This is a genomic window from Quadrisphaera sp. DSM 44207 (assembly GCF_900101335.1).
GTDB lineage: Bacteria > Actinomycetota > Actinomycetes > Actinomycetales > Quadrisphaeraceae > DSM-44207.
Window position 1 is genome coordinate 450478 of sequence record NZ_FNKA01000001.1, and the last position, 12582, is coordinate 463059.

14 protein-coding genes and 1 pseudogene are annotated in these 12582 nt (G+C 76.1%); 7 read left to right on the forward strand and 8 right to left on the reverse strand.

Features of this window, described 5'->3' with window-relative positions; translation table 11 throughout:
- The first annotated feature begins 2 nt into the window (after window positions 1-2).
- The 3 genes from BLS82_RS02125 to BLS82_RS02135 all read left to right on the forward strand — a co-directional run bounded on the left by BLS82_RS02125 (window position 3) and on the right by BLS82_RS02135 (window position 2478).
- Window positions 3-899 (forward strand): SDR family oxidoreductase, encoded by an 897-nt coding sequence (locus BLS82_RS02125; protein WP_255378054.1) that lies wholly within the window; start codon window positions 3-5, stop codon window positions 897-899.
- A gap of 137 nt (window positions 900-1036) precedes the next feature.
- Window positions 1037-1504, forward strand: coding sequence for an alpha/beta fold hydrolase (locus BLS82_RS02130; RefSeq protein WP_092861161.1), 468 nt, complete (start codon window positions 1037-1039; stop codon window positions 1502-1504).
- Window positions 1501-2478, forward strand: a complete 978-nt coding sequence (locus BLS82_RS02135; protein ID WP_092861163.1) for an FUSC family protein — start codon at window positions 1501-1503, stop codon at window positions 2476-2478. Before BLS82_RS02130 ends, BLS82_RS02135 begins: the two co-directional genes overlap by 4 nt.
- 49 nt (window positions 2479-2527) lie before the next feature.
- Here BLS82_RS02135 and BLS82_RS02140 read toward each other — a convergent pair whose 3' ends face one another.
- Window positions 2528-3505 carry a TIGR03557 family F420-dependent LLM class oxidoreductase gene (locus BLS82_RS02140; protein WP_092861165.1) on the reverse strand — a complete coding sequence of 326 codons (978 nt, stop codon included), beginning with the start codon at window positions 3503-3505 and terminating at the stop codon, window positions 2528-2530.
- A 90-nt stretch (window positions 3506-3595) separates the two neighbouring features.
- On the opposite strand from BLS82_RS02140, the gene BLS82_RS02145 reads away from it, so the two are divergent.
- The 3 genes from BLS82_RS02145 to BLS82_RS02155 all read left to right on the forward strand — a co-directional run bounded on the left by BLS82_RS02145 (window position 3596) and on the right by BLS82_RS02155 (window position 6545).
- Window positions 3596-4231 (forward strand): DUF2238 domain-containing protein, encoded by a 636-nt coding sequence (locus BLS82_RS02145; protein WP_092861167.1) that lies wholly within the window; start codon window positions 3596-3598, stop codon window positions 4229-4231.
- Between the two features lie 27 nt (window positions 4232-4258).
- Window positions 4259-4963 carry an LmeA family phospholipid-binding protein gene (locus BLS82_RS02150; protein ID WP_092862589.1) on the forward strand — a complete coding sequence of 235 codons (705 nt, stop codon included), beginning with the start codon at window positions 4259-4261 and terminating at the stop codon, window positions 4961-4963.
- Between the two features lie 169 nt (window positions 4964-5132).
- A complete protein-coding gene (locus tag BLS82_RS02155) occupies window positions 5133-6545 on the forward strand; it encodes a purine-cytosine permease family protein (RefSeq protein WP_092861169.1) in 1413 nt (470 codons plus the stop codon).
- Window positions 6546-6649: 104 nt separating this feature from the next.
- Here the strand turns inward: BLS82_RS02155 and BLS82_RS16235 are convergent.
- The 7 genes and pseudogenes from BLS82_RS16235 to BLS82_RS02185 all read right to left on the reverse strand — a co-directional run.
- A pseudogene (locus BLS82_RS16235) lies at window positions 6650-6829 on the reverse strand (pilus assembly protein TadG-related protein); the annotation flags it as partial.
- Complete coding sequence (locus tag BLS82_RS02160; RefSeq protein WP_255378055.1) at window positions 6826-7305, reverse strand: pilus assembly protein; 480 nt, start codon at window positions 7303-7305, stop codon at window positions 6826-6828. The pseudogene BLS82_RS16235 and the gene BLS82_RS02160, both read right to left, overlap by 4 nt.
- On the reverse strand, window positions 7302-7712 hold the full coding sequence (locus BLS82_RS02165; RefSeq protein ID WP_218123453.1) for a TadE family protein: 411 nt from the start codon (window positions 7710-7712) through the stop codon (window positions 7302-7304). The genes BLS82_RS02160 and BLS82_RS02165 overlap by 4 nt, the downstream gene beginning before the upstream one ends.
- 4 nt (window positions 7713-7716) lie before the next feature.
- Window positions 7717-7899 (reverse strand): hypothetical protein, encoded by a 183-nt coding sequence (locus BLS82_RS15540; protein WP_176818943.1) that lies wholly within the window; start codon window positions 7897-7899, stop codon window positions 7717-7719.
- 149 nt (window positions 7900-8048) lie between these two features.
- Window positions 8049-8993, reverse strand: a complete 945-nt coding sequence (locus BLS82_RS02175; protein WP_092861173.1) for a type II secretion system F family protein — start codon at window positions 8991-8993, stop codon at window positions 8049-8051.
- Entirely contained in the window at window positions 8990-9850 is an 861-nt protein-coding gene (locus BLS82_RS02180) for a type II secretion system F family protein (RefSeq protein ID WP_092861175.1), read from the reverse strand. The genes BLS82_RS02175 and BLS82_RS02180 overlap by 4 nt, the downstream gene beginning before the upstream one ends.
- The gene (locus BLS82_RS02185; protein ID WP_092861177.1) at window positions 9850-11079 is read right to left on the reverse strand and encodes a CpaF family protein; all 1230 of its coding nucleotides are present in this window, start codon (window positions 11077-11079) and stop codon (window positions 9850-9852) included. The genes BLS82_RS02180 and BLS82_RS02185 overlap by 1 nt, the downstream gene beginning before the upstream one ends.
- Before the next feature lie 210 nt (window positions 11080-11289).
- Here BLS82_RS02185 and BLS82_RS02190 point away from each other — a divergent pair, with 210 nt between their 5' ends.
- Complete coding sequence (locus tag BLS82_RS02190; protein WP_092862599.1) at window positions 11290-12513, forward strand: DUF2254 domain-containing protein; 1224 nt, start codon at window positions 11290-11292, stop codon at window positions 12511-12513.
- Window positions 12514-12582 lie beyond the last annotated feature (69 nt).

The following is a 12582-nucleotide window of genomic DNA, read 5'->3' on the forward strand; positions in this document are numbered from 1 at the left end:
CCGTGGCCGACCAGTACACGATGCAGGACCCGACCAAGCAGTACCCCGGCCCCAGCGACCGGATGGCCGAGCAGCAGGACGGGCCCGGGCTCGAGCAGCAGATGAGCATCAAGCCCGACGCCGGGGAGGAGACCTACCGCGGCACCGGCCGCCTGAGCGGCCGCAGGGCGGTGATCACCGGTGGCGACTCCGGCATCGGCCGCGCCGTGGCCATCGCCTTCGCCCGCGAGGGCGCGGACGTCGTCCTGTCGTACCTGCCCGAGGAGGAGGCCGACGCGCAGGAGGTCGTCCAGCTCGTGGAGGCCGCCGGTCGCAAGGCGGTCGCCGCCCCCGGCGACGTCACGGACGAGTCCTACTGCCGGCAGCTCGTCCAGACGGCGGTCGACCAGCTCGGCGGCATCGACATCCTCGTCAACAACGCCGCCAAGCAGCAGAACTGCCCCGACATCGCCGACCTGACCACCGAGCAGTTCGACGAGACCTTCAAGACGAACGTCTACGCGACGTTCTGGCTGTCGAAGTTCGCGCTCGCCCACATGCCGCCCGGCAGCGCGATCATCAACGTGACCTCCCAGGAGGCGTACCAGCCGGAGCCGATCCTCCTCGACTACGCCTCCACCAAGTGGGCGATCAACGGGTTCACCAAGGGCCTGGCCCAGCAGGTGATCGGCAAGGGCGTGCGGGTCAACGCCGTCGCCCCCGGCCCGGTGTGGACGCCGCTGCAGGTCGCCGGCGGGCAGCCGGAGGAGATGCTGCCGGAGTTCGGCACGCAGAGCCCGATGGGCCGTCCGGCGCAGCCGGCGGAGCTGGCACCGGCTTTCGTCTTCCTCGCCAGCCAGGAGGCCAGCTACGTGGCCGGGGAGACCCTCGCCGTGACCGGCGGCGTTCCCACCCCGTAGCACCCGCTGCTCGGCGGCTCCGACCCGGCCGGGGACGGCGAGGTCCGCACCGCCGTCCCCGGCCGCCCCACCGGTGGCACCGCACACCGACCCCGCTCGTCCCGACGACGCACGCGCACGCACGCGGAGGAGGGCCCGTGGGCCAGGTCCGGACCAGCGACGGGATCCAGCTGCACCACGAGGAGGCCGGCGCCGGTCGGCCGCTGGTGGTGCTCCACGGCTGGACGTCCAGCGGCCGGTTCCTTGACCGCAGCGCCCGCCCTGGCCGAGCACGCCCGCGTCGTCACGGCGAGCGGGAGCTGTTCCTCGCCGAGATGGCCGAGTGCCCTCCCTCCGCGCGGGTCGCGGTGATGAGCGACCACACCCGGGCCGACTGGCGCGACCTGCTGCCCGCGATCGACCTGCCGACCCTGGTGTGCGTCGCCCGCCAGGACGCCGTCTTCGACTGGCGCGGCCCGGCCTGGGTCGGCGAGCACGTGCCCGGCGCCCGCACCGACTTCTTCGAGGACAGCGGCCACGCCCTCCTCCTCGACGAGACCGAGCGCTTCGACGACGTCGTCACCGCGTTCCTGCGCGAGCACCCGGGCCCGGCGGACGACGCGTGAGGGCGACCGCTCCCCCGCTGGTGCGCCGCACGGCGCTCCAGGCGCGGCCCGCGCCCGTGGCGCACCGCGTGCGCGCGACCCTGCCGACCGCGCTGCAGTGCGGCCTGGCCACGGGCGCCTCGTGGTGGGTCGCGGGCGGCCCGCTCGGCCACCCCGACCCGGTCTTCGCCGGCACGGCCGCCGTGGTGTGCCTGGCCGCGGGCGCCGGCGGACGCGCGCGGCAGGCGGTGGACCTGCTGGCCGGGGTCTTCGTCGGCGTCCTGGCCGGCCAGCTCGTGCGGGCGCTCGGGCTCGACCCCGGCGCGGGGCAGTCCCTGGTCGCGGTCGTGCTGGCCCTGCTGGCCGTCAGCCTCGTCGACACCCGGCCGCTGGCCCTGATCCAGGCCGGCTCCTCGGCCCTGTTCGTGCTGGCGCTGCCGGCCGCCGGCACTCCGGTCACGCGCCTGAGCGACGCCGCGGTCGGCGGGGTGCTGGGCCTGCTGTGCAGCCAGGTCCTGTTCACCCCGGACCCGGTGCGGCTGCTCACCGCCCCCGCGCACGCGGTGCTGGGCGACGTCGCGGCGGCGCTGCGCGCCGGCGCGCGGGCGGCGCGGGAGCAGGACGGCGCGCGGGCCGCCGCCGCGGTCGGGCTGGCGCACCGGGCGTGCGCCGGCCTCGGCCAGGTCGCGACCGCCCGCGGCACCGCGCGCGACGTGAGCGCCCGCACGCTGCGCGGCCGGCGCCGCGCCGACGCCGTGCGAGCCCACGAGGAGCGACTGGACGGCGTGGAGGAGGTCGCGGCCGCCACCGTGCTGGCCGTGAGCGACCTCGGCCGGTCGCTGGACGCCGGCTCTCGCGCCGACCCGGCCGTGCCGGCCGTGCTGGAGCGGGCGGCCGACGACGTGGACGCCGCCGCGCGCGACGACGCCGGCGACCACCGGGCGCGCCTGCGCGCGGCCGCCGACGCCCTCTGCGGCGTGCTGCCCCGCTCCTGACCGGAGGCGGGGCAGCACGGGGTCGGGCCCGGGCGGGCTCAGCCGCTGGTCAGGCGGCGGCCTGCTGCGGGCTCAGGCCGCGCAGCCGGTCGCCCAGCTCGCGGGTGAAGACGTCCAGGAAGCCCTGCGGGTCCGGCCCGGCGTTCTGCATCACCAGGTGGTCGTAGCCCGCGTCGACGTAGCTCTGCACCTGCTGCACGTGCGCGTCGAGGTCCGGGCCGACGGAGAACTGCTCCTTGACGTCCTCGGCGGTCACGCTGGCGCTGGCGGCCTTGAAGTTCACCGGGTTGGGCAGCTCGCTCATCACCTTCCACCCGAGCACGGCCCACGGGCTCTTCTCCAGCACGGCCTGGACGGCGGAGTCCTCGTCCGGCGCCCACGCCATCGGCACCTCCGCGTACTTCGGGCCGCTGCCGCCGGCGGCGGCGTAGGCCTGCGTGAGGTCCGGGCGGGGCTCGGTGACGAACAGCCCGTCGCCGAGCTCGGCGGCGATCCGCGCCGCGAGCTTGCCGCCCGCGGCGACCGCGATGACCGGCAGGGTGTCGGGCAGGTCGAAGACGCGGGCGTCCTCGATGCTCAGGTGCTTGCCCTCGTAGTTCTGGTAGCCGCCCTGCCACAGCAGCCGGATGATCTCCAGCGACTCGCGGAAGCGCTCCTGGCGCCGGTGGACGCCCGGGAACTCCTGCCCGGTGACGTGCTCGTTGAGGCGCTCGCCCGAGCCGACGCCGAGGGTGAAGCGGCCCTCGGCCAGGATCGCCACGGTCGCCGCGGCCTGCGCGATGACCGCCGGGTGGTAGCGGAACGAGGGGCAGGTCACCCCGGTGGCCAGCCCGATCCGCTCGGTGCGGGCGGCCATGGCGCCGAGCATCGACCACGTGAAGCCCGAGTGGCCCTGCTCCTCCAGCCACGGGTGGTAGTGGTCGCTCAGCTCGACGAAGTCGAAGCCGGCGCGCTCGGCCAGCACGGCCTGCTCGACGACCTCTGCCGGCCCGAAGGCCTCGGTGGCGATCTTGTACCCGATCTGCACGGCGGTTCCTCCTCGAGTGGTCGTGCGGCGGTCGCGCCGCTCCTACCCGGCGCGGAGCCCGGGACACGGGCGCAGGAGCAGGATGGTGGCGTGGACGCGCGGACCCTGGTGCTCGGCGACTGGAACCCCGTGGTGCGCGACGGCATCGACGTCCTGCGCCTGGTCCTCCTCGGCGGCGCGGTCGGCTTCGCCGTCGCCGGCGACCTCGGCGGGGCGGTCGTCCTGGGGGTCCTCGGGGCGATCACGGTCTTCGCCCGCTTCCTCCAGCTGCCGCGCGTGTACGACCTGTGCCTGACCGCCGGCATGGCGCTGCAGGGCTTCGGCGAGGCGTTCGGCGTCTACGACCGCTTCGAGCACTTCGACGACGTCGTCCACTTCACGCTGCCGCTGCTGACCGCGCCGGTGGTCTACATCGCCCTCGCCCGCCTGGACGTCGTCCCCGACCCGCGCGACGAGACGCACCGGAAGCACTACGCCGGCATCTTCACCGTCACCCTCGCCCTCGGCATCGCGATCGGCGCGCTGTGGGAGGTCTACGAGTTCCACTCCGACGCCTGGCTCGGCACGCAGCTGTCGGAGAGCAACAGCGACACGGTCGGCGACCTGGTGCGCGACACCGCCGGCTCCCTCGTCGGCGCCGCGCTGCTCGTGGCCTGGGCCCGCTTCGGATGGGGCTCGGTGCGCCGCATCCCCGGCGTCAACACCCACGAGGACGTCAGCGCCTGAGCGCCGCGGCTGGGAGAGGCTGTGCGCATGGAGCGCCAGCGCGTCAAGGACCACCTGGTCGGCGCCGGGGCCGCCGTGCTGGTGCTGCTGCTCGCCGTCACCGTCGTGCTGTGGTGGGTCAGCGAGCCGGTCACCGGCGGCGCGCGCGTCCCGCAGCCGCGAGCAGCAGCCGGCACCGACCCCGGGCAGGCCGCTGGACAGGACGCTTCGCCGCCGACGGACCTGGCCGACGGGGAGACCTGGCTGGACGACGTCGTCCTGGACGCGGGCACCCTCGCGACGCCCGGCTCGCGACTGCGGGACGTGCGCGCGGTCGGCCGGGACGTGCGCACCGGGCCGGCGGGCGTGGTCGCCGGGACGCTGGCCGTGGACGCCACGGTGCCGTTCGAGGTCGTCGCCGCCTCGCTGGGGGACGACGCCACCGTCCGGCCCGCCGGGAACTCCAGCGCCACGGTCGTGCGCACCCTGGAGTTCGCGGGGCGGGGGCTGACCGTCGCGGCCACCGGCACGGTGGAGGTGGTCGCCGGGGAGATCGCCTTCGAGCCGGACTCGATCGACGTCGGCGGCCCGGACGTCCTCTCCGAGGCGATCGCCGCCGTGGCCCGCCGGCTGGTCACCACCTCCTCCCCCGTCGAGGGCCTGCCCGAGGGGCTGGTGCTCCAGGACGTCGACGTCCGCGACGACGGCTTCCGCGCCGCGCTGCAGGGAGAGCGGGTGCGCCTCGCGCCCTGAAGCCCGCGGCCGAGCCGCGGGGCGCCGCCCGCCCGCGCGCTGCAGCACCGGTGGACCCTCGTGGACGCGGCGGCGCAGCTGCGGCAGGGTGGCCCGGCGAGGCCCGCACCGGCGCGGGCGGCGAGGTCCGGGAGGTGCCGTGGCGGGCAGGAGCACCAGGGGTTCCGGCGTGATCGAGACCCGGTCCATCGACTACGTCCCCCTGGCCGAGCGGCACGGGCGCACCTGGCACCAGGGACCGTTCTGGTTCACCGGCAACTTCGTCCTCGTCACCGTGGTCACCGGCTTCCTCGCGCCAGCACTCGGCCTGTCCCTGGGGTGGGCGCTGCTGGCGATCACCCTCGGCGTGCTGTTCGGCACCTCCTTCATGGCCTTCCACGCCAACCAGGGCCCGCGCCTGGGCCTGCCGCAGATGATCCAGTCCCGGGCCCAGTTCGGCTCCCGCGGGGCCGTCGTCCCGTTCGCCGCCACCGTCGTCTACGTCGGCTTCATCGTCTTCGACCTCGTGCTGGCCACCCAGGCGCTGCGGACCGTCCTGCCCGGCGGGCCGGGGCTGTGGTACCCGCTGCTCGCGCTGGTCTCCGTCGCGCTGGCCGTGGTCGGCCACGACCTGCTGCACCTGGTGCAGCGGTACCTGACCTGGGTGCTGATCGCGTTCTTCGCGGTGTTCACCGTCTTCGCCGCCGTCTGGCTGGAGCCGGCCCCCGGCGCGGGCGCCGCACCCCCCGGGTGGTCGCTGTCCGGCGTCCTGGGGATGTTCGCCGTCGCCGCCGGCTACCAGATCAGCTACGCCGTCTACGTCTCCGACTACTCCCGCTACCTCCCCTCAGACGCCCCCGCCGGCCGCGTGATCGCCTGGACCTACGCGGGCGCCGCCGCCTCGGCGATCTGGCTGATGGGCCTCGGCGCGCTGCTGGCCTCCCGGCTGCCCGCCCCCGACGCCGTCGGCAGCCTCGTGCAGGTGGGCGACGCCCTGCTCCCGGGATTCGGCACGGCGATCGTGCTCGTCTCCGTGCCGGCGCTGGTCAGCATCATGGCGGTCAACGCCTACGGCGCCATGCTCACCGGCGCCAGCGCCGTCGACGGGTTCCGGCCGGTGCACACCGGGGTGCGCACCCGCGTGGTCGGCATCACCGTCGTCGCGGCGCTGGCGGTGGCGATCGCCCTGGTGCTGCCCGAGGACTACCTCGGCTCCTTCAACGGCTTCGTGCTGCTGATGCTCTACCTGCTCGTGCCGTGGACCGCCGTCAACCTCATCGACTTCTACCTGGTGCGGCACGGGCGCTACGCGATCCCGCAGATCTTCGCCTCCGACGGCATCTACGGCCGCTGGCCCTGGCGCGGCCTGACCGCGGGAGCCGATGCTCCGCCGGTGGGTCAGGGCTGGAGCAGGCCCGCCCGAGCCCGGGTGGTGACCCGCAGCGGCACCCCGCCCGTCCAGCTGGTCACCACCGCGGGCAGCAGCGCCGGGCGGGCGGTGGCCACGAAGGTGACCTCCGCCGTCCGCCCGTCCGGGGAGCCCGTGGGCGCGGCCACCGCGAAGCCGTCGAAGCGCCCCGCCGCTCCGCTCAGGGCCGCGTAGCTGCTCGCGCTCCGCCGCACCGAGGCGTCGCTGAGCGGAACCCCGACCTCCGGGCTGGTGCCGGCGGTGTAGTACCTCGCCTCCTCCAGGGCGTCGGCGGCGTCCAGCGCCGCGGCGTCCGCGAGGGAGAGCAGCTGCTTGCGCTCCAGGTGCACCGCCGAGGCGCTCGCGACGACGAGCGCGAGGGAGGCGGCGATCAGGCAGTACACCAGCACCAGCAGCGTGATCTGCCCGTCGTCACCCGCCGGGCGCGGGGCGCGGGCGCGACGGCCGGGGAGCCTCACGACGCTCCCGGCACGAAGCGGTCGACCACCGCGACCGACTCGGCCTCGACCGGCACCTGCACCGGCGCGACCCCGGCCAGCAGGGCCGGCACGCCCGGCAGGTCGACGTCGAGGTGCACCCGCACGCTCACCCGCGCCTCCGGGGACAGGCACGGCGACGCCTCGCAGCTGACCTGCGTGACGGCGTCCGGGTCGACGGCGAAGCCGTGGTCGGACAGCGCCAGCGAGACCGCGGCGCGCGCGGCCCCGGCCGACTGCTCCGGCGAGGCGGCCCCGGTGTAGGCGCGCGCCGCCGAGCGGGCCGCGGCCTCGACCGCGTACGCGCCGGCCTGCACCTCGCCGAGGACGACGACGAGGTAGACCAGGGGCAGGAGCAGGACCACCGCGAGGCCGACGAACTCCACGACCGCGCCGCCGGTGTCGTCGCCCCTCAGGCGCACCAGCGCCGCCACCGCCCGCGAGCGGGCGCGCGTCACGGCAGCACCTCCAGCGCTCCGTGCCCGGAGACCGTCAGCGACCCCGCCGGCCCGAGCAGCCCCAGCACGGGCAGCGCCGTGGTCGCCGTGACCTCCACGGTCGACAGCCCGCCGACCTGCGCGTACCCGGCGCTCACCTGCGCGGCGTACCCGTCCGCCAGCGACGCGCGGATCAGCTCCCGTGCGCGCTCGGCGCCGTCGGCGGGGCCGCGGTCGGCCAGAGCGCCGAACCGCGCGCCCTCGGCGACGGAGTCCGTGAGCGTGTTGCGCACGTGCAGGGCGAACGCCAGCTGCAGCAGCCCGGCGAACAGCAGCGTCACGAGGGCGGCGACCATCACGAACTCGGGCACGGCCGCGCCCCGGTCGCCCTCGGGACCGCCAGCGGCCGCCCGGACGCGGCGCAGCACCGGCTCAGGGGCCCGTCACGGACCCCATGGCCTCGGTGAACATGTTCTCCAGCGCCGGGCCGGCGATGGCCCACAGCCCGATCACCAGCCCCGCCGTCATCACCGTGACCAGCACCCACCCCGGCACGTCACCGCGCTCGGGCGCCGTCCTGACCTCCGCGGTCCTGGTGCTCACCGCAGCCACCACCAGCGCGCTCGCGCGCGCCGCCAGTGCCGCGACCACCACTGCTGCTCGTGCTCCCACCGTGCTCCTCCTCCTCGTGCTGCTGCCTGGTGCTGCTCGTCCGGTGCGACTCGTCCGGTGCTCCTCGTCCGGTGGTCGTGGACGGGGCCGGCTCACGGGCCGAGCCGCAGGACGGCCAGGCCCGGGTAGACGGCGAACAGGACGGTGACGGGCAGCACGAGGAAGACGACCGGGACCATCATCGCGATCTCCTTCTTGCCGCCCGACTCCACGAGCCGCCGCCGGCCGAGCTGGCGGACGTCCTGGGCCTGGGCGCGCAGCACCTCCGCCAGCGGCGTGCCGCGCTCGACGGCGATGACGACGCCGTCGACGAAGCGGGCCAGGCTGGGCACGCTCGTGCGCGCGGCCAGCCCTTCGAGCGCCTGCACGAGCGTGGCTCCGGAGCGCGCGTCGGCGAGGGTGCGCCGCAGCTCCGAGGCCAGCTCCCCCGAGCTGCTGCGCGCGACCCGCTCCAGCGCCCCGACGGCGCCCTCGCCCGCACCGACGGACAGCGCCAGCAGCTCCGCCACCGTGGGGAACTCCGCGAGGATCCGCTCCTCGCGGCGGCGCACCGCCCTGCCGAGGGCGTGGTCGCGCGCCAGCACCCCGAGCAGCCCTCCGACGACCACCAGGCCGGCCAGCGGCAGCGCCGAGGCGCCCGAGCGCGCGGCCAGCGCCAGGGCCGCCACGAGCCCGCAGGCCAGGCCGGCCAGTCCCCAGACGACCTGCTGCGCGTGGAACTGCTCCACGGACAGGTCGCTGCCCGCCTGCTGCAGCCGCCGGCGCACCAGCGCCGCGCCGCCGGTCAGCCGGCCCAGGCGCTGCCCCAGCCGCAGGGACACCGGCGTCAGCAGGGCGGCGACGCCGCGCAGCGGCCCCGCGGCGGTGGCCGGGTTGGCGAGCAGGCGCGAGCCGCGCGGGGCGTCGCGCAGGTGGGGCGCCAGACGCGCGTCCAGCTCGACCCGGCGCAGCGGGGGCAGGCCGGCCAGCACGCACCACAGCCCCGCACCGAGCGCGAGGCCGAGCAGGGCGCCGACGGCGGACACCGGCGCGGTCACCGCAGCACCCGCTCGTCCTCGGGCAGGCGCCCGATGCGCACCATGACGCGGTAGGCCACGACCGAGACCGCTCCCCCGACGGCCAGGACGAGGGCCCCGGCGGGCTCGTCGTAGGCCTGCACCGCCTCGCGGCGCGTGGCCAGCAGCGCCAGCACGATCCACGGCGCCGAGACCGCCAGGCGGGCGGCGTTGACCGTCCAGCTCTGCCGCGCCTCGAGCTCCGAGCGCAGGCGCGCGTCCTCGCGCAGGAACGTCGACAGGGTCCGCAGGAGGCGGCCGAGGTCGCTGCCACCGACCTCGCGCGTGATGCGCAGGGCCTCCACGACCCGGTCCCCGATCGGGTCGGCGAGCCGCTCCTTGAGGGCCTCCAGGGACGCGGCGAAGCGTCCCGTGGCCCGGTAGTCCTCGGCGAAGGAGCGGAACGCCGGACGCAGCTGCTCCGGACCGCGCTCCGACAGCGAGCCCAGCGCCTCGGGCAGCGACAGCCCGGCCCGCACCCCGGAGGCCAGGTGGTCCACCGCCTCCGGCCACAGGTCCCTCACCTGCGTGCGCCGACGCCGCGCGCGGCCGCGCACGAGGGCCGTCGGGGCCCACGCCGCCATCACGGCGAAGCAGCCGGCGATGGCGGGCGAGCCGGCGAGGGCCAGCACGAGCAGCCCGACGACGAGCGCGGACGCCGCGCTGAGGACGAGGAGCGTGCGGAGCGTCAGGCCGGGCACCTCCGCCTGCACGAGCGCGTCCTCGAGCTCGACCCGCCAGCGGCTGCGCCGTCGCGGGGAGCGCGCCGGCGAGGGCCAGCACGCCCACCAGCAGCAGAACAGGCCCGCGCCCAGCAGCAGGCCGACGACCAGCCCCATCAGCGGGTGGCCCCGACCAGCAGCGCCCGCACGTCGATGCCCGCGCGGGTGAAGCGGTCCTCGTGCGGAGGGAAGCCGTCGGCGCGCACGAGCTGGCCGTCGGACGTGGTGAACACCTCCGCGGCCTCCACCACGTCGCCCTCCACGCGCCCGGGCACCGCGAGGACCTCGCGCACCCGCCGCCGCCCGTCGCCGTCCAGCGCCACGTGCACCACCAGGTCGATAGAGGCGGCCACCGTGGGCACGACGAAGCGGGCGCCGACGTTCTGCCCGGCCAGCAGCGGCAGCGTGCACAGCTTCGTGATCGCCTCGCGCGCGCTGTTCGCGTGCACGCTCGCCATGCCCGGCAGCCCGGAGTTCAGGGCGATCAGCAGGTCCAGGCTCTCCTCCTGGCGCACCTCGCCCACCACGATCCGGTCCGGGCGCATCCGCAGCGCCTCCTTGACCAACCGGCGCAGCGGGATCTCCCCGGTGCCCTCCAGGCTCGGCTGGCGGCACTGCATCGCGACCACGTCCCGCAGCGGCAGCTTGAGCTCGAAGACCTCCTCGCACGTGATCACCCGCTCCCTCGCGGGCACGGAGGCGGCCAGGCAGTTGAGCATGGTCGTCTTGCCCGCCTGGGTGCCTCCGGAGACCACGACGTTCAGGCCCGCCGCCACCGCGGCGTCCAGGAAGGCCGCGCACGCGCCCGTCAGGGTGCCCAGGGCGACCAGGTCCTCCAGGCGGGTGGCGCGCACGACGAACTTGCGCACGTTCACCGCCCAGTGCCGGCGGGTGATGTCCGGGATCACCACGTGCAGGCGCGAGCCGTCCGGCAGCGTGGCGTCCACGAACGGGCTGGACAGGTCCACCCGGCGCCCGGAGGCCTTCAGCATCCGCTCCACCAGGTCGCGCACCTGGGACTCGCCCAGGATCGTCGTCGTCAGCTCCGCCCGACCGCCCCGGGCCACGAACACCTTGCCCGGCTCGTTGACCCACAGCTCCTCGACCTCCGGGTCGTCCAGGTAGCGCTGCAGCGGGCCGAAGCCGGCCACGGCGTCGAGGACCTCCTTGACCACCGCCCGGGCGTCCACCAGCGGCGGCAGCAGCCCGTCCAGGGAGCGGTCGTCGTACTCGGCGACGACCTCCTCGACCAGGCGGCGCACGGCGTCCGCGTCGGAGGCGGGGTCGAGCGCGCGCCGGCGCACCAGCTCACGGACCTCGTCCTCGACGAGCGCGACCGCGTCCACGCCACCCCCTCTTCCGCGAGCACGGCCCTCGACGCCGCGGTCGGGCCACCGGCGGTGGACGGTAGGGGGTTCCGGGCGCTCGCCGCTGCGGGACTGTGGACGGCGCTGCACCGACCGGAGGACGACGCCACCGGTACGGCGTCAGGTGGCGACGACAGGTCGCCGCAGGTGGCGGTGCGTCACGCCGTCGGGCCGCGCCAGACTGCCGCCATGACGTCCCCCGGGCGCGTCGGCGAGCGGGTGCGGTCGCGGTTCTGGCTGCTGCCGGCGGCGTGCTGCGCCACCGCCCTCGCGGCGGCGCTGGTGCTGCCGGAGCTCGACGAGCTGGTCGGCGACGACCTGTTCTTCCTCTTCGAGGGCGGGCCCGCGGGAGCGCGGAGCCTGCTGTCCTCGATCGTCACGGCGATGATCTCGGTGACGGGCCTGGTCTTCTCGATCACGGTGGTCGCGCTGCAGCTGGCGAGCAGCCAGTTCTCCCCGCGGGTGCTGCGCACGTACCTGCGCAGCCGCCTCACGCAGCTGACGCTGGGGGTCTTCACCGCCACCTTCCTCTACGCGCTGGTGGTGCTGCGCTCGGTGCGCGGCGACGCGGGCGCCGGCGCCTTCGTCCCGCGGCTGGCGGTCACGGGCGCGTTCCTGCTCGTGCTGGCCAGCGTGGCGCTGTTCATCGCGTACATCCACCACATCACGCAGTCGATCCGCGCCTCGACGATCGTGCGCAGCGTCGGGGACGAGACCCGGTCCACGATCGCGGCGGTGCAGGAGCAGGACGGCGAGCCGGCGCCCGCTCCTCCGCTGGGGCCCGCGGACGCCGTGGTCCGCAGCGCGGGGCACGGGGTGGTGACGGCGGTCGACGCGGCGGCGCTGGCCCGGCTCGCGCGGCGCGCGGGGTGCGTGCTGCACGTGCTGCCGCGCGTCGGGGAGTTCGTCGCGACCGGGGCGCCGCTGGTCGCCGTGCACGGGAGCACCAGCGCGGGCACCGGGGTGGAGGGAGTGGACGAGGACGCCGTGCGCGGCGCGGTGGGCCTGGGCCGCGAGCGGAGCATGGAGCAGGACGTCGCGTTCGGCCTGCGGCAGCTGGTCGACATCGCCGAGCGGGCGCTGTCCCCGGGGGTGAACGACCCGACGACGGCGGTGCAGGCGCTGGACGAGGTGCACGACCTGCTGCGGCGCCTCGCGGGCGCACCGGACCCCTCACCCGTGGTGCGCGACGAGGAGGGGACGGCGCGGGTGGTGGTGGAGCGGGCGGGCTTCGCGGACCACCTGGACCTGGCGGTCGACGAGGTCCTGCACCACGGCGCCGACTCGGTGCAGGTGCCGCCGCGCCTGCTGGCGATGCTCGACGACGTGCTGGACGCCGCGCGCCCGGAGCACCGCGCGGTGCTGGAGGCCAAGCGGGCGCGGGTGCGCGAGGCGGCGGGCCGCGGGCGCTGAGGGCCGGTCGGCCTGCTCACGGCACGAGCGGCGCAGGCCCCAGCCTGCGCCGCTCGTGGACGCGGGCGC

Coding starts and splice junctions, on each gene's coding strand:
- BLS82_RS02150 (WP_092862589.1), top strand. CDS start 4,259: ATGGAGCGCCAGCGCGTCAAGGACCACCTGGTCGGCGCCGGGGCCGCC.
- BLS82_RS02180 (WP_092861175.1), bottom strand. CDS start 9,850: ATGGGGCTGGTCGTCGGCCTGCTGCTGGGCGCGGGCCTGTTCTGCTGC.
- BLS82_RS02190 (WP_092862599.1), top strand. CDS start 11,290: ATGACGTCCCCCGGGCGCGTCGGCGAGCGGGTGCGGTCGCGGTTCTGG.